This window comes from Saliphagus infecundisoli (assembly GCF_020177375.1).
GTDB lineage: Archaea > Halobacteriota > Halobacteria > Halobacteriales > Natrialbaceae > Saliphagus > Saliphagus infecundisoli.
Genome location: NZ_JAIWHV010000006.1, coordinates 51,069 through 64,286 on the forward strand (window position 1 = coordinate 51,069; position 13,218 = coordinate 64,286).

The following is a 13,218-nucleotide window of genomic DNA, read 5'->3' on the forward strand; positions in this document are numbered from 1 at the left end:
CGTGGACGGCGTCCCGCACTGGCGGCCGACGGGATCGGACTGGGGCCACGAACCGGCGTCCCGTCGCCGGCGCCCGAAGATAAACACTTGTATACTGGACGTGACCTAGCTTCGAGTAGATGACGCGTACCGCGGAGAAGGTAGACTCCCTCGTCCGCGAGGACGCCGCGATGGCCGAGGCACTCGAGTCGATCCGCCGGGAGGCCGACCGCAACGGCGGCGAGGTCGAGTGGGCCGACGTCCGGGACGACCTCACTAGCGGCCAGTGGGGTCGAATCATCGAGACGGGGATCTTAGTCGACGGCCGTGACGGGTTCGAGATCGCCGACCGGGAGGCGTTCGATCGCGCCCTGGACGACGACGAGGAGGGGGTCGACGCCGACACTCCCGAGATCGACGACGACGCCTCCTCGTGGTCCCAGTGGGACAAACTGGCCGGGCTGAGCGCCGTATTGTTGATGACCGGCTACTGGTTCGACTCCATCCGGAACCTCATCGGGGGAACGATCGACGTCGCGCTCGGGCCGCTCAACGCCGCGCTCCCATTTTACGCGGTGATCCTCACGGTTGCGATGGTGACCGGGCTCTACTCGACGCTGCTGCAGGCGAACCTGATGAACCCCGAGCGGATGGGCAAATATCAAGAACGGATGAAGGCGATGCAGGAGAAACGAAAGGACGTCGAGGAGCGAAAGGAAGCCGCCGAGGAACGCGGGGCCAGCGAGTCCGAACTCGAGCGACTCGACAACGAGATGGACCGCGTCCAAGAGGAGCAGATGGAGGCGATGGCCGAGAACCTCGGGATGTTCAAAGAACAGTTCCGTCCGATGGTCTGGATCATGCTGTTTACGATCCCGCTTTTCCTCTGGATGTGGTGGATGATCCGCGACGGCCACATCGCCAGCGACGAGCTCCAGGTCGTGATGCCGATCGCCGGCGTCGTCGAGTGGAACGACGGCGTCGTTGGCCCGATGCAAGCCTGGATCGTCTGGTACTTCCTCTGTTCGATGGGTTTCACCCAGTTGCTCCGGAAAGCCGTCAACATCGACATGTCGCCGGCGACCAGCTGACGCGGGGACTTTCACAATTCCTTTGAACGAGCCCGGTGGAGGGAACGTATGTTACTCACCGTCTCCGGCCCGCCTGGAAGCGGGAAGAGCACCACCGCGGGGTTGCTCGCCGACGCCTTCGACCTCGAACACGTAAGCGGGGGCGACATCTTCCGCGAACTCGCCGACGAGCGGGGGTACACCCCCCTCGAGTTCAACAAGCTCGCCGAGGAAAACGAGGAGATCGACCGCGACCTGGATCGTCGGCTGGGTCGGATCGCCCGCGACCGCGACGACCTCGTCCTCGAGTCGCGGCTGGCGGGCTGGCTGGCGGGCGAACACGCCGACTTCCGGTTCTGGCTCGACGCGCCCGCGAGCGTCCGGGGCGAGCGGATCGCCGACCGCGAGGGCAAGGAGCCGGGGCCCGCGACGGAGGAGACCCGCGCACGGGAGGCCAGCGAGGCCAGCCGGTACGAGGACTACTATGGAATCGACATCACCGACCTGAAGATATACGACCTTTCGGTGAACACCGGCCGGTGGGAGCCCGACGCCGTCCTCGACATGCTCGTGACCGCAGTCGAGGAGTACCACCCCGAAAAGGACGAGGGGAAGTACCCGATCACCGGCGTCGAGATCTGATGGCCCTGCGTGGCCCGCCCGCCGAGCGCTCGCCCGCCTCCCTCCTCCGGTTCGGAGTGGTGAACCTCGACAAACCACCGGGACCGTCCTCCCACCAGGTCAGCGGCTGGCTCCGGGACAGCGTCGCCGACGCACTCGCCGAGACAGGAGAGGAGCCGATCGACCGGGCGGCCCACGCCGGCACCCTCGACCCGAAGGTCACCGGCTGTCTGCCGATCATGTTTGGAACCGCGACCCGGCTCGCACCCGCCTTTCTGGAGGGCGGCAAGGAGTACGTCGCGGTCCTCGAGTGCCACGGGCCGGTCCCCGAGGACGCCTCCGAGATCGTCGCGGAGTTCGAGGGCCCGATCTACCAGAAGCCGCCCCGAAAGAGCGCCGTCTCGCGACGATTGCGGGTCCGGGAGATCTACACCCTCGAGGTGCTCGAGACGGCCGACCGAAAGATCCTGCTCCGGACGCGGTGCGAGAGCGGGACCTACATCCGCAAACTCTGTCACGACCTCGGGCTGGCGCTTGGGACGGGCGCCCACATGGGCGACCTCCGGCGGACGGCGACCGACCCGTTCGACGACCGGACGCTCCATTCGGCGTACGACCTGCTCGACGCGCTGGCGTTCTGGGTCGAGGACGGCGACGAGAAGCTGCTCCGGGAGGTTGTCTCCCCCGCCGAGCGAGTGTTGGAGGGGCTTCCGTCGGTAACGATCGCCGAGAGCGCGGCCCGCGAGGTCGCAAATGGCGCGCAGGTGTACGCCCCCGGCGTTCTTTCTGCGGATGACGCCGGCCCCGAGGACCTGCTCGCCTGTTACACCCCCGACGGCGCCGCGGTCTGTCTCGGGCGGCTGGTCGGTGACCCGGACGCGGAGTCGGGGATCGTGGTGGAACTCGAGCGCGTGCTGGTCTGAGTCGGTGAACGGAGGACGGCGAGGACGGTGAAACGACACTCTTAAACGGAACACGCCCGTCGTCGGAAACACGGGACCGTGGGGTAGTGGTATCCTCTGCGGATGGGGTCCGTAGGACCCGAGTTCGACTCTCGGCGGTCCCACTGATTTTGCGACGAACAAACCCACGAGGCGCGTCTCTCTGATGTCCGTCGTGAGAACGACAGAACGGGTCCTATTCGGGTGCTGAGACCGGATTCATAGCTACCGGACAACGGGCTACTCGCTCTCGAGTGCGGCGTAGATATCCGAGTGGCGGCGTCCGTCAAGTTCTCCCATCTCGAGGAGAATTTTGTGGCGCTCCTCGTCGGTGTCTGCTGACTGGTATCGCTCGTACAGACGGCGAACCTCGTCGTCGGCCGTGGAGGGTTCAGTACCGGACGCCATTGTCTACTGGATATGTGCGTTCGCGCCTTTTTATACGTAATGTAGGGCGGACCCGGTCACGTTTTCCGACCGAATCCCTGGTTCCGTGTCGTCGCCTTCGCGAACGATCTGGTCGTGGAGACCACAAACGAGTTCGACGGAGGGATACGCGACGTCGGCGGTCACACCTCTCCATCTCTCGTGCTATCCGATAACGGTTTGCGATGTGAAAGTCGAGTGCGGCCAGTACCCCGACCCCATTCGTTATCGCCGTTCGACCCTCATACGGACTTCTGTGAATCAGTACCGGTGAAACCATGACCGTTCTGGGATTTCACCGGTAAATCGTTACAGCAATCCGTATCAGGCCTCTCGACCCAACTCCGCCAGTAGATGCGAAACGTGGATCCGATCGCTCGCCCCTTCGCCCATCTCGAACTCGACGTCAGCCGCCAGCCGGTGTAACCTGGCGAGTTTCTCGCCCTGGTACTGCTTGCGCGCGACCGACAGCACCTCGTCGATGACCTCGCTGCCCGACAGTCCCTCGTCCACCAGCAGGTCGTCGAGCGTGCTCCGGGCGTCGGTGAACGCCCCCGATTCGGCGTCCTCGAGCATCTCCCCCACTTCGTCGTCGTAGCCGACGCTCCCGATGGTCTCGTAGGCGGCGTCCATCGTGATCTCGCCTTCCTCGACGGCGGCGGTCTGAGAAGCTAAGATCGCCCGGCGGAGGTCGCCGTCGGCGTAGCCCGCGACGAACTCGAGGCCGTCGGCGTCGTACTCGACGCCTTCGCGCTCGGCGATCCGCTCGAGTACCGCGACGGTCTCCTCGCTGGTGGGCGCGCGCATCGTGACCGGGAAACACCGCGAACGGATCGGCGGGATCAGCTTGGTGGGCTGGCGGGTCCCGATCACGAACTGGGTCGTCCGGTGGTGTTGTTCCATGATCCGGCGAAGGGCCTGCTGGAAGTCCTCCCGAATCGTCTCGGCGTTGTCGAGCAGGATCGTCTTGTACGTCCCCGAGGAGGGCGCGTAGCCCGCCTGTTCTTTGAGGACGTGGGCGATCATGTCCCGTTTCGACCAGTTTCGCTTGTACTTGTTCGACCGGTCGCCGCTCCGGCGGTACTGTTTGGAGAACTCGGTCTGGCCCTGGAGGAAGTGCGCAAAGCGGGGGTCCTCGCGGATCTCCTTTTTCGTCCGCTCAAAGAAGTCCGCGACGTTAATCTCGACGAAGTCGTTGTCGGGATCCGCGTGGGCCTCGCGGGCGAGTGCGCGTGCGGCCGCGGTCTTTCCGCTTCCCGTCGGCCCCTGGAGGATCAGGTTGATCGGCTCCTCGATCGCTCGCTCGAGATACTCTCGGGCGCCGTCTTGGGGGAGTTCCGACAGCTCCGGCGCGTGCGCCTCGGTCCACAGTGGCCCGTCCATCGCCGATCTGTAGGGCGGCTGGCGGTAAGAATCGGTCGGTTACGCGTCGTCCTCGCCTTCGGCCTGGGTCTCGTTTCCGCTCCCGTCGTCGGACTCGTTCGAGCCGTCCGCCCCGTCGCTTTCGTTGGTCGCGTCGGTCCCGTTGGTCTCGTTCGTCTGGTTGCCATCGTCGGTTCCGTTCGACTCGTTGTCCCCGATCCCGCCGCCGGGCGAGAGGGCGTCGTCGGCCTCGCCCTCGACGGTCGCGGTCGCCTGGACAGGGTCGCCCTCGCCATCCACGTACGGTACCGTCGTCGCCACCTCCCCGGGGTCGCCGCCGTAGACGACGACGGTCGCGGTCTCGCCGTCGGCGAGTTCGTCCCCGACGTCGATCGTCACGTTCTCGTGGTCGCCGTACTCGAGAGCGTCGGAGGTCGCGACGACGGAGCCGTTGCCGTCCTCGACGGCGAGGAACCCGTCGATCGGGAGCGTCGCGTCGGCGACGACCTCCTCGGGCGTGGCCTCGACGACGGTCACGTCCGCGGGCGCGTACTCGACGAGGAAGTCGTCGACGGCGCCGTCCTCGTCGGTGTAGATCCCGTAGCCGTGTTCGCCGGGTTCGACGCCGCTGAGGTCGATCGTGAAGTTGAGCTGGCGGGTCTCGTCGGCCGAGAGCGAGACGATCTGGCGTTCACGGACCTCGCCGTCGATCCGGAAGTCGACTGGCTGTTGGTCCTCGAAGTCGTTGGGGTTGCGGATCTCGCTCGTGATCTCCAAGGTGTCGTTTACCGGAACCCGATCGGTCGCGTTCGCGGACTCGACGATGAAGGAGGTGCTCGTGGCGCCCTCCTCGGGGCCGTCGGGCATCGAGACGGTCGCGGTGTCGCTTACGGGATAGCCGTCCGCGCCGATGTAGGGCCGGTCGTGGTCCTCGTCCTCGCCGGCCTCCTCGGGGCCGACGAACGTCTCGTTGCCGGTGACGTCCTGGTGGGCCGTCGCCGTCAGCTGGCCGAGCAGCTCCCCCTCGCCGCGCTGTTCGACCGTGACGTTCTCGTGGTCTCCCTCGCCGAGATACTCCGAGACGCCGACGATCTCGCCTTCCGACGTGACGACCACGAAGCCGCCGTCAGAGAGGGTGACGTTGTCGACGGTGGCGCTCGTGCCGTCGCCGGTCTGATCCGAGAACTCGATCGAGCCTTCGGGCTCCTCTGTGACGTCGGCGCCGAAGAGTGCGGGTGCCTGCCCGACCACCGTCCCCGCCGCGAGGACGACGACGAGGGCGACCAGGATGGCGCCGATCCGTTTTACCGTGCCGAGCTCGGGTAGTCTACTCATTCTCGCGGTTGTCTCCAGTCTATCCCTGCGTTCGTCCCGCAGTGATGTAAATTTCACCCTTTCGACCACGCATATGCAACCACTTGGATCGAAGCCGGTTTACCCCGGCCGCTCCCAGTCCCGGGTGATGGCACTGCGCGTGACGTTCCTGGGGACCAGCGGGGCCGTCCCGACGGCCGAGCGGAATCCGACGGCGATCCACGTCGCCCGCGAGGGCGACGAGCTCCTCTTCGACGCCGGCGAGGGAACCCAGCGCCAGATGATGCGCTTTTCGACGGGGTTTTCGGTCTCGCAGCTGTTCGTCACACATCTCCACGGCGACCACGTCTTCGGGATCCCGGGCTTGCTCCAGACGATGGACTTCAACGAGCGTGCGGCCCCCCTCGCCGTCCACGCCCCACGGGGCTGTCGGCGCCGACTGGAGGAGCTGATCGCCGCGGGCGGAACCCGACCCTCCTTTCCGGTCCGGATCGACGAGGTCGCTCCCGGCGACGTCGCCTACCGCGCCGACGAGTACGAGGTCCGGGCGTTCGACGCCGACCACGACACCCGCTCGGTCGGCTACGCGCTGGTCGAGGACGAGCGCAAGGGCCGCTTCGACCGCGAACGGGCCGAGGAACTGGGCGTCCCCGTCGGCCCGAAGTTCTCGCAGCTCCACGAGGGCGACCCCGTCGAGCTCGAGGACGGCGCCGTCGTCCGGCCGGAGCAGGTCGTCGGCGACCCCCGCCCCGGACGCTCGGTCGTCTACACCGGCGACACCCGGCCCGTGGCTGGGACCGTCGAGGCCGCCGACGAGCCCGACCTGTTGATCCACGACGCGACGTTCGCCGACGACGGTGTCGAGCGCGCGGGCAAGACTGCCCACTCGACGGCCCGTCAAGCCGGCGCCATCGCGAGCGAGGCCGGCGCCCGCCGACTCGCACTGACCCACCTCTCCTCGCGGTACGCCGGCCGGACCGGGGACCACCTCGCGCAGGCCCGCGAGGTCTTCGACGGCGAGGTGTTCGCCCCCGACGACGGCGACGCCGTCGAGATCCCCTATCCCGACGCCGACGAGTGAATCGAGGGGTCGGGACGGCCCCGGCGCGGACGACGACCGTCGAACTATCGCCAGGGGCCGCGAACGCCGGGTCTTTTGCCCGACGGCCCGTAGGCGGGGTATGTTCGACACCCGCCCGGACCGCGGAAGCGAGGCCGTCCTCGTCGGCCGCTCGAACGTGGGCAAGTCCACGTTGATGCGCGAGCTGACCGGCCACACGTTCGACACCGGCCGGAATCCAGGGGTAACGCGCTCGCCGAACCACTACGACTGGGCCCCCGAGGACTTCGTGATCACCGACCTCCCCGGCTACGGGTTCATGAGCGGCGTTCCCGAGGAGCGCCGCGAGGAGATCAAGACCGGGATCGTCCGCTATCTCGAGGACAACGCCGAGAAGATCCTCGTCGCGATCCACGTCGTCGACGGCAAGAGCGTCGTCGATATCATCGACCGCCACAGCGGCGGCGAAGAGATCCCCTACGACGTCGAGCTGTTTCACTTCCTCCGGGAACTCGATATCCCGACGGTCGTCGCGGTCAACAAGATGGACAAGGTCGACGACCGCGACGAACGCCTCGACGCGATCTGTGACCGCCTCGGCCTGCTCCCGCCCTGGAAACAGTGGCAGGAGACGGTCGCCCCGATCAGCGCCAAGCGGGGCCAGCTCGACCCCCTGGAAAAAGCGGTCCGGACCCACCTCCACGACCAGGAGAGGGACGACCTCTTCACGTTCTTCTAGACCACCCGGTTTCGAAACTCGCCGTCCCGCTCGATGCGCACGACGTTGTCGGCGACGATCTCCCCGACGTCCCGGTAGTAGTCCCGGGTGTAGGCGCCACAGTGGGGCGTGACGATCACCTCCTCGAACCCCCACAGCGGCGATGATTCGGGAAGCGGTTCGGTCTCGAAGACGTCCAGGGCCGCCCCCGCGATCGACCCCGACTCGAGGGCCGCCACGAGCGCCGGCTCGTCGACGACCCCGCCGCGGGCGACGTTGACGAAGCGAGCCTCGGGGGCCATCGCCTCGAACGCCGCCCGGTCGAACAGCCCCTCGGTGTCGGCGGTCAGCGGGACGGTCGCGACAACGAACTCCGGGCCGGCGATCGCCTCGTGGAGCGTCTCGGTCGCGTACATCTCCTCGAACTCCGGCAGTGAGTCTGGAGAGCGCCGGACCCCCACAGTACGAACGCCCAGCGAGCCGACGACGTCGGCGACTCCCCGACCCAGGGTTCCGGTGCCGACGATGCAGGCCGTCGTCCCCGAAAGGGTAAACGCCTCGTCCCACTCGGGGCGGTTCCACTCCCGTCGCTCCCCGGCGGCGACGTGGTCGTGGAGCCGCCGGGCGAACGCGAGCAGGTAGCCCGCGACGGTCTCGCCGATCGACCGGCCGTGGATCCCCGTGCTGTTCGTGAGGACGACGCCCCGCTCATCGAGCGCCTCGAGGGGAAACCGATCGATCCCCGCCTGGATCGAGTGGATCCACTCGAGGTCCCGAAACGCATCGCGGTGCTCCAGGGTGACGACCCCGTCGACGCCGCCGAGCCCGTCGTCGCCGATCACCGCGACGTCGATCCCCCCATGCGTCTCGCTCGCGAGGAACTCGCGGAGCCGCTCGGGCGGGAAGACGGCCGCGACGGAGTCGTGAATTCCGAGTCGGTCGATCTCCATGCCGCGGGCTACGCGGGCCGGCTACTCAATACGAGGGGCGGCTCGGGAGAGGGTCCTCGTCACACGGGGCTCGGTGGGGGTAACTCCTCGTCACCGCCGCCCGGCCTGCTGTAGGGTCCAGGGGGGTTTCGGTCTGTCGCTCCTACCTCTCGGCCCACCGCTCGTACTCCCGGAGTTCCTCGGCGACGGCCTCGATCTCGCCGGACTCCACGACGCCCGCCTCGGTGACGATTCCCGTCAGGCAATCCGCGGGAGTGACGTCGAAGGTCGGGTTGGCGACGTCGATCGGTGCCTCGCCGTCGTAGACCGTCTCCGGGGAACCCGACTCCAGGTTGACCGCCTCGCGGGTCGAGACCTTGTCGCTCGCGGCGACCGCGTAGACGGGGACTCCCTCGCGGGCGGCAGCGATCGCGGCCCCTCGAGTCCCAGTCTTGTTCACGATCCGACCGTCGGGAAGGACCGTGTCGGCACCCACGAGGACGGTATCGACGTCCGCGCGGGCGAGGAGGTGGGCGACGGCGGCGTCGGTGTGCAGCGTCACCGCCGTTCCCGGGACCTCCGCCGCGAGTTCCTCGGCGACCGCCCGCCCCTCGCAGGCGGGCCGGGACTCGGCGACAAAAACGCGGTCGGGGTCGCCCGCCCGAAGCGCCCGCCGGACGGTGCCCGACCGCGAGAGGGTCAACACCCGTCCGCCGACCTCCCCGGCGGCGTTGTCGGCCGCCCGGTCGTCGGCCGCGTGGGCCCGGTCGATCGCCTCGAGGGTGCTATCGAGGACCGCCGACGCGTCCTGGCCGTCGTCGTCCGCTCCTGCCATCGCCCGGTTGACCCGGTTTCGGAGGACCGCCATGCTCGGTCGGGCCTCGATCAGCCGGTCGGCGAGGGAAGCGAGTTCGTCCCACTCCTCGCTCGCCTCGTTCCCCCCATCGTCGCTCCCTTCAGCGACCAGGAGACCCGCGCGATCCCGGAGGACCTCGAGCGCGCGAATCGAGAGGAAGGCAGCGCCGTGCGTGCCGTCGACTGCGATCGATCGAACCGTGGGCGCGACCCGCTCGTAGGCGTTCCAGAGACCGGGGACGGTCTCGCGATCCCCGGTGGCGATCCCGGTCGGGGAGACCCACGCCGCCTCGTCGTGTTCCTCGCCGAGTTCGACCTCGCGGTTCCCGGCGTCGAACAGGTAGGGGTGGACCCGCCAGCGTTCGCTCTCGACGGTGAGGGGGCGACCCGCCCGGACGGCATCGGTCTCGTCTGTCGAGAGGTCCGCCTCCTCACGGATCTCCCGGCGGACCTGCTCGTCGGGGTCGTCCTCGGCGTCCCCCGAGATCCCGCCCCACTGGCCCCGGAAGCTTCCCGCGTTTTCGCTTCGCAGGAGGACCAGGACCTCGCTCCGGTTCCGGAGGAACGCGGTGACGACGTCGGTCGGACCGTCGTCGGTCATACGTCCCCCCACGACGGGAACCCGAAAGTCGGTTTCGCCCGCCGATGACGGTGGCCTTTTCCTGGCGCTTCCCCCACGAACGGTATGGAACTCGACGCAGTCGAAGGGATCCCCGAGATCCGCCCCGGCGACGACCTCGCATCCCTCGTCGCCGAACGGACGGACCTCGCCGACGGCGACGTGCTGACGGTCGCCAGCACGGTGGTCTCGAAAGCCGAGAGCCGGGTGGCCGACCTCGCCGATTTCCCCGCCGGCCCGCGGGCCGAGGAGATCGCGACCCGGCTCTCCGAGCGGACCGACGAGGAGAAAGATCCCCGGTTCGCCCAGGCAGTCCTTGAGGAGAGCACCGACCTCGTGATGGAGGAGCCGTTCCTGCTGACCGAAACCCGCTTCGGCCACGTCTGTGTCAACGCGGGGATCGACCGCTCGAACGTCCCCGACAACGACCTCCTCTTGCTCCCGAAACGACCCGGGGAGAGCGCCCGCCGGATCCGGGAGGCGCTTCCCGAAGACGTCGCGGTGATCGTCACCGACACCTGCGGGCGACCCTTCCGCTACGGCCAGCGCGGGGTGGCGATCGGCTGGGACGGGATCCCCGCGAGCCGGGACTGGCGCGGCGAAGAGGACCGCGACGGCCACGAACTCGCGGTCACCGTCCAGTCGGTCGTCGACGAACTCGCCGCCGCCGCGAACCTCGTCACGGGGGAAGGTGCCGGCGGCACCCCCGCCGTCGTCGTCCGGGACTGGGACTTTGGCGATCATGCGGGCAGCGAGAACCTCTTTCGTGATCTCGAGAGCGACTTCGTTCGCCAAGCCCTCCGGGAGTGGCAGTGGGAGCCATGAAGGGAATCGAGTTCACGCCCGAACACCCGCCCGACGAGCTCGCGGATCTCGCCGCTCTCGCCGAGGCAGAGGGGTTCGAGGCGGCCTTCGCGAGCAGCCACTACTTCAACCGCGATCCCTTCGTCACGCTCTCGCGGATGGCGGCGGCGACCGAGGAAATCCGGCTGGGACCCGGCGTCGTCAACCCCTACGAGAGCCACCCTGCGACGCTCGCGGCCCGCGTCGCGACCGTAGCGGAGGTAAGCGACGGCCGCGCGCTGCTCGGCCTCGGCGCGGGCGACCGCTCGGCGCTCGCCGCTCTGGGAATCGACCGCGACCGGCCGCTCCGGCGCGTGTTGGAGACGATGGACGTCGTCCGGGACCTCTGGCAGGGAAAGACGGTCTCGCGCGAGGGGACCTTCGAGGTCCGCGAAGCGTCGCTCAACACGCCCTCGGCGGCGATCCCGGTCTACGTCGGCGCCCAGGGGCCCGACATGCTCCGGATGGCCGCCAAACACGCCGACGGCGTCCTGGTCAACGCCTCCCACCCCGACGACCTCGCGTGGGCCGAAGAACGGCTCGAGGAGGGGAGAGCCGAGCGCGGTCGGGACGGCGAGTTCGAAGCGCTGTCGTGGGCCTCCGTCAGCGTCGCCGAGGACCGCGACGACGCACGGGAGGCCGCCCGGCCGCCGGTCGCGTTCATCGCGGCCGACGTCGCAGAGCCCGTCCTGGAGCGCCACGGGATCGCCGGCGAGGACGCCCGCTCGGTCGGCGAGGCCCTCGAGGCCGGCGAGTTCTCGACGGCGTTCGAGCGGGTCACGCCCGCGATGCTCGACGCCTTTTCGATCGCGGGGACCCCGAGAGAGGTCGAGGAGCGGTTCGAGGCCGTCCTCGAACACGTCGACGGGATCGTCGTCGGCTCGCCGCTGGGGCCCGACCTCGGTCGGGGGGTAGAGCTCGCCGGCGAGGCTCTGGCGCGGGCTACTCGAGACTGAACAGCGAGCCGACCGCACCGAGGGTGAGGCCGCCGAAGACGGCGAGGCTGAAGGCGACCAGCAGGGCGCCAACGAGGAACAGAAGCGGCGCGAGAAGCTCGCCGGTCGCGACCTCGGCGAACAGTTCGGTCATCTCGGTGACGTTCTCGACGATGACGTTCAGCGGGACGGGGTCCATACCGGGAGTTTTCGCCCGGCGCACTTGGCCATGCCGGTCTACGGTGCCGCTGGTGCGGTGCGGGCCCGGGGATTAAGGCGCCCGCCGCCCGACGTCCGGTCGTGACCAGGGAGCCGACGATCGCCGACTGCACGAGCGGGGGCGACGGCGACGAGGAGTCCAGGACCGATACGGAAGGGGACGAATCCCGACGGCGGGCATCGACGACGGGCGGCCGGGAGGGGAGCGATCCGGATGCCGCCGAGCCCGCGCGAGCGACGTACGGATGGGGCTCGTACGACTGTGCCCGCTGTGGGTCGGCGACCGAGCGAGTTTGGAGGGGCGAGGAGGGAGTCGTCTGCTCGGACTGCAAGGAGTGGTAAACTGCCTCGGGGTCAAGCCCCGAGGCTTTCGCGTGGGCTCCCGTTCTATGCCTCAACAGAGGTAGGGGGGGACGTACTCCCCACTCACGTTCAACGTCCCGCGATTCAAGCGCACGTCTACGGGTGCGCCTCCGTCGGCTGCGTTTTGCCGCCGGCGGAGATACCGGAAACCGATGTTCTTCGCCGCATTGTAATCCGCGTGGTTCTGATACCCGCACTTTAAGCACTCGAAGTGCTCGCTATCACGGTTGTCCTCGTGGGTCCAGCCGCACGTCGAGCACCGTTGGGACGTATGGTTTGGCGGGACTTGGGCAGCTTCGACGCCGTGCTCTGCCGCCTTGTACTCGACATATTGGAACAATCGACGGAACGCCCACACGTGTTGCCACGTCGCCTGCGGGATGTTCTCGCGGATGTGTGTTAGGTCCACGTTCGGGAGTGTGATAGTCTGAGAACGGAGGTTTGTGTCGAGTATCGACGCGCTTCCTCCCCGAGGTCGAGCCTCGGGGCATCCGCGCTGTGTTTTCTGTGAACCCCCGAAAACCGGCAAGTGCAGGCAGTTTCGCGGCGATACCCCCAGAACATTTATGAGGTTGTCCGGAGTTTATGCGGACGCAATGGCGCAAGGTACGGTCGCGTTCTTCAACGACACGGGCGGTTACGGGTTCATCGAGACGGACGACGCGGACGACGACGTCTTCTTTCACATGGAAGACGTCGGCGGCCCGGACCTAGAGGAGGGACAGGAAGTCGAATTCGACATCGTCGAGGCCGAGAAGGGGCCACGGGCGTCGAATGTAGAACGGCTCTAAGGGGCCGACCGTCGGGGCATCGTTCTTCGACCGTCACACCGAAAGCGGCTGCATCGTTCGGTCCGAGTTATATTAGTGGGGAGTGCGTACACCCGCCAACCGCAGGCAGTTCGAGAGTCGACGGAACACATATCACCGTCACGACCCCAACGAGGGGTAAGAAGACCACGCCA

Annotated in this window: 16 protein-coding genes, 1 tRNA gene and 1 pseudogene; 10 read left to right on the top strand and 8 right to left on the bottom strand. The window is 67.8% G+C overall.

Features of this window, described 5'->3' with window-relative positions:
* The first annotated feature begins 119 nt into the window (after positions 1 to 119).
* The 4 genes from LCF40_RS10185 (at position 120) to LCF40_RS10200 (ending at position 2,736) form a co-directional block, all read left to right on the top strand.
* Positions 120 to 1,070, top strand: a complete 951-nt coding sequence (locus LCF40_RS10185; RefSeq protein WP_224828385.1) for a DUF106 domain-containing protein — start codon at positions 120 to 122, stop codon at positions 1,068 to 1,070.
* 48 nt (positions 1,071 to 1,118) lie between these two features.
* Entirely contained in the window at positions 1,119 to 1,691 is a 573-nt protein-coding gene (cmk, locus tag LCF40_RS10190; RefSeq protein WP_114576150.1) for a (d)CMP kinase, read from the top strand.
* Positions 1,691 to 2,593 carry an RNA-guided pseudouridylation complex pseudouridine synthase subunit Cbf5 gene (locus tag LCF40_RS10195; RefSeq protein ID WP_224828386.1) on the top strand — a complete coding sequence of 301 codons (903 nt, stop codon included), beginning with the start codon at positions 1,691 to 1,693 and terminating at the stop codon, positions 2,591 to 2,593. Before cmk ends, LCF40_RS10195 begins: the two co-directional genes overlap by 1 nt.
* 72 nt (positions 2,594 to 2,665) lie before the next feature.
* Positions 2,666 to 2,736 (top strand) — tRNA-Pro (locus LCF40_RS10200).
* Between the two features lie 115 nt (positions 2,737 to 2,851).
* Here the strand turns inward: LCF40_RS10200 and LCF40_RS10205 are convergent.
* From LCF40_RS10205 to LCF40_RS10215, 4 genes are all read right to left on the bottom strand, one after another.
* Positions 2,852 to 3,019 carry a hypothetical protein gene (locus LCF40_RS10205; protein ID WP_224828387.1) on the bottom strand — a complete coding sequence of 56 codons (168 nt, stop codon included), beginning with the start codon at positions 3,017 to 3,019 and terminating at the stop codon, positions 2,852 to 2,854.
* A gap of 30 nt (positions 3,020 to 3,049) precedes the next feature.
* Entirely contained in the window at positions 3,050 to 3,184 is a 135-nt protein-coding gene (locus tag LCF40_RS23180; RefSeq protein WP_263623655.1) for a hypothetical protein, read from the bottom strand.
* A 177-nt stretch (positions 3,185 to 3,361) separates the two neighbouring features.
* Complete coding sequence (locus LCF40_RS10210; protein ID WP_224828388.1) at positions 3,362 to 4,420, bottom strand: AAA family ATPase; 1,059 nt, start codon at positions 4,418 to 4,420, stop codon at positions 3,362 to 3,364.
* Positions 4,421 to 4,459: 39 nt separating this feature from the next.
* Positions 4,460 to 5,734 (bottom strand): DUF7282 domain-containing protein, encoded by a 1,275-nt coding sequence (locus LCF40_RS10215; protein WP_224828389.1) that lies wholly within the window; start codon positions 5,732 to 5,734, stop codon positions 4,460 to 4,462.
* Positions 5,735 to 5,861: 127 nt separating this feature from the next.
* Between LCF40_RS10215 and rnz the strand changes: the two genes are divergently transcribed.
* A complete protein-coding gene (gene rnz / locus LCF40_RS10220; protein WP_224828390.1) occupies positions 5,862 to 6,794 on the top strand; it encodes a ribonuclease Z in 933 nt (310 codons plus the stop codon).
* A gap of 100 nt (positions 6,795 to 6,894) precedes the next feature.
* Positions 6,895 to 7,512 carry a GTP-binding protein EngB gene (gene engB / locus LCF40_RS10225; protein WP_224828391.1) on the top strand — a complete coding sequence of 206 codons (618 nt, stop codon included), beginning with the start codon at positions 6,895 to 6,897 and terminating at the stop codon, positions 7,510 to 7,512.
* Here the strand turns inward: engB and ddh are convergent.
* Entirely contained in the window at positions 7,509 to 8,441 is a 933-nt protein-coding gene (gene ddh, locus LCF40_RS10230; protein ID WP_224828392.1) for a D-2-hydroxyacid dehydrogenase, read from the bottom strand. The genes engB and ddh overlap by 4 nt on opposite strands.
* 142 nt (positions 8,442 to 8,583) lie before the next feature.
* A complete protein-coding gene (locus tag LCF40_RS10235; protein WP_224828393.1) occupies positions 8,584 to 9,876 on the bottom strand; it encodes an eIF2B alpha/beta/delta subunit family protein in 1,293 nt (430 codons plus the stop codon).
* An 84-nt stretch (positions 9,877 to 9,960) separates the two neighbouring features.
* Between LCF40_RS10235 and LCF40_RS10240 the strand changes: the two genes are divergently transcribed.
* Positions 9,961 to 10,719 (top strand): coenzyme F420-0:L-glutamate ligase, encoded by a 759-nt coding sequence (locus LCF40_RS10240; protein WP_224828394.1) that lies wholly within the window; start codon positions 9,961 to 9,963, stop codon positions 10,717 to 10,719.
* On the top strand, positions 10,716 to 11,693 hold the full coding sequence (locus tag LCF40_RS10245; protein ID WP_224828395.1) for a 5,10-methylenetetrahydromethanopterin reductase: 978 nt from the start codon (positions 10,716 to 10,718) through the stop codon (positions 11,691 to 11,693). The genes LCF40_RS10240 and LCF40_RS10245 overlap by 4 nt, the downstream gene beginning before the upstream one ends.
* Here the strand turns inward: LCF40_RS10245 and LCF40_RS10250 are convergent.
* Positions 11,680 to 11,871, bottom strand: coding sequence for a DUF8024 family protein (locus tag LCF40_RS10250; RefSeq protein WP_114576141.1), 192 nt, complete (start codon positions 11,869 to 11,871; stop codon positions 11,680 to 11,682). The two genes, LCF40_RS10245 and LCF40_RS10250, sit on opposite strands and share 14 nt — an antisense overlap.
* Before the next feature lie 101 nt (positions 11,872 to 11,972).
* On the opposite strand from LCF40_RS10250, the gene LCF40_RS10255 reads away from it, so the two are divergent.
* Positions 11,973 to 12,233, top strand: a complete 261-nt coding sequence (locus tag LCF40_RS10255; protein ID WP_224828396.1) for a DUF7573 domain-containing protein — start codon at positions 11,973 to 11,975, stop codon at positions 12,231 to 12,233.
* A gap of 52 nt (positions 12,234 to 12,285) precedes the next feature.
* On the opposite strand, the pseudogene LCF40_RS10260 reads toward LCF40_RS10255, so the two are convergent.
* Positions 12,286 to 12,660: pseudogene (locus tag LCF40_RS10260) on the bottom strand (zinc ribbon domain-containing protein); the annotation flags it as partial.
* Between the two features lie 190 nt (positions 12,661 to 12,850).
* On the opposite strand from LCF40_RS10260, the gene LCF40_RS10265 reads away from it, so the two are divergent.
* The gene (locus tag LCF40_RS10265; RefSeq protein ID WP_114576138.1) at positions 12,851 to 13,045 is read left to right on the top strand and encodes a cold-shock protein; all 195 of its coding nucleotides are present in this window, start codon (positions 12,851 to 12,853) and stop codon (positions 13,043 to 13,045) included.
* Positions 13,046 to 13,218 lie beyond the last annotated feature (173 nt).

Coding starts and splice junctions, on each gene's coding strand:
- LCF40_RS10185 (WP_224828385.1), top strand. CDS start 120: ATGACGCGTACCGCGGAGAAGGTAGACTCCCTCGTCCGCGAGGACGCC.
- LCF40_RS10195 (WP_224828386.1), top strand. CDS start 1,691: ATGGCCCTGCGTGGCCCGCCCGCCGAGCGCTCGCCCGCCTCCCTCCTC.
- LCF40_RS10250 (WP_114576141.1), bottom strand. CDS start 11,871: ATGGACCCCGTCCCGCTGAACGTCATCGTCGAGAACGTCACCGAGATG.
- ddh (WP_224828392.1), bottom strand. CDS start 8,441: ATGGAGATCGACCGACTCGGAATTCACGACTCCGTCGCGGCCGTCTTC.
- cmk (WP_114576150.1), top strand. CDS start 1,119: ATGTTACTCACCGTCTCCGGCCCGCCTGGAAGCGGGAAGAGCACCACC.
- LCF40_RS10215 (WP_224828389.1), bottom strand. CDS start 5,734: ATGAGTAGACTACCCGAGCTCGGCACGGTAAAACGGATCGGCGCCATC.
- LCF40_RS10240 (WP_224828394.1), top strand. CDS start 9,961: ATGGAACTCGACGCAGTCGAAGGGATCCCCGAGATCCGCCCCGGCGAC.
- LCF40_RS10210 (WP_224828388.1), bottom strand. CDS start 4,420: ATGGACGGGCCACTGTGGACCGAGGCGCACGCGCCGGAGCTGTCGGAA.
- LCF40_RS10245 (WP_224828395.1), top strand. CDS start 10,716: ATGAAGGGAATCGAGTTCACGCCCGAACACCCGCCCGACGAGCTCGCG.
- LCF40_RS10235 (WP_224828393.1), bottom strand. CDS start 9,876: ATGACCGACGACGGTCCGACCGACGTCGTCACCGCGTTCCTCCGGAAC.
- engB (WP_224828391.1), top strand. CDS start 6,895: ATGTTCGACACCCGCCCGGACCGCGGAAGCGAGGCCGTCCTCGTCGGC.
- rnz (WP_224828390.1), top strand. CDS start 5,862: ATGGCACTGCGCGTGACGTTCCTGGGGACCAGCGGGGCCGTCCCGACG.
- LCF40_RS10265 (WP_114576138.1), top strand. CDS start 12,851: ATGGCGCAAGGTACGGTCGCGTTCTTCAACGACACGGGCGGTTACGGG.
- LCF40_RS10205 (WP_224828387.1), bottom strand. CDS start 3,019: ATGGCGTCCGGTACTGAACCCTCCACGGCCGACGACGAGGTTCGCCGT.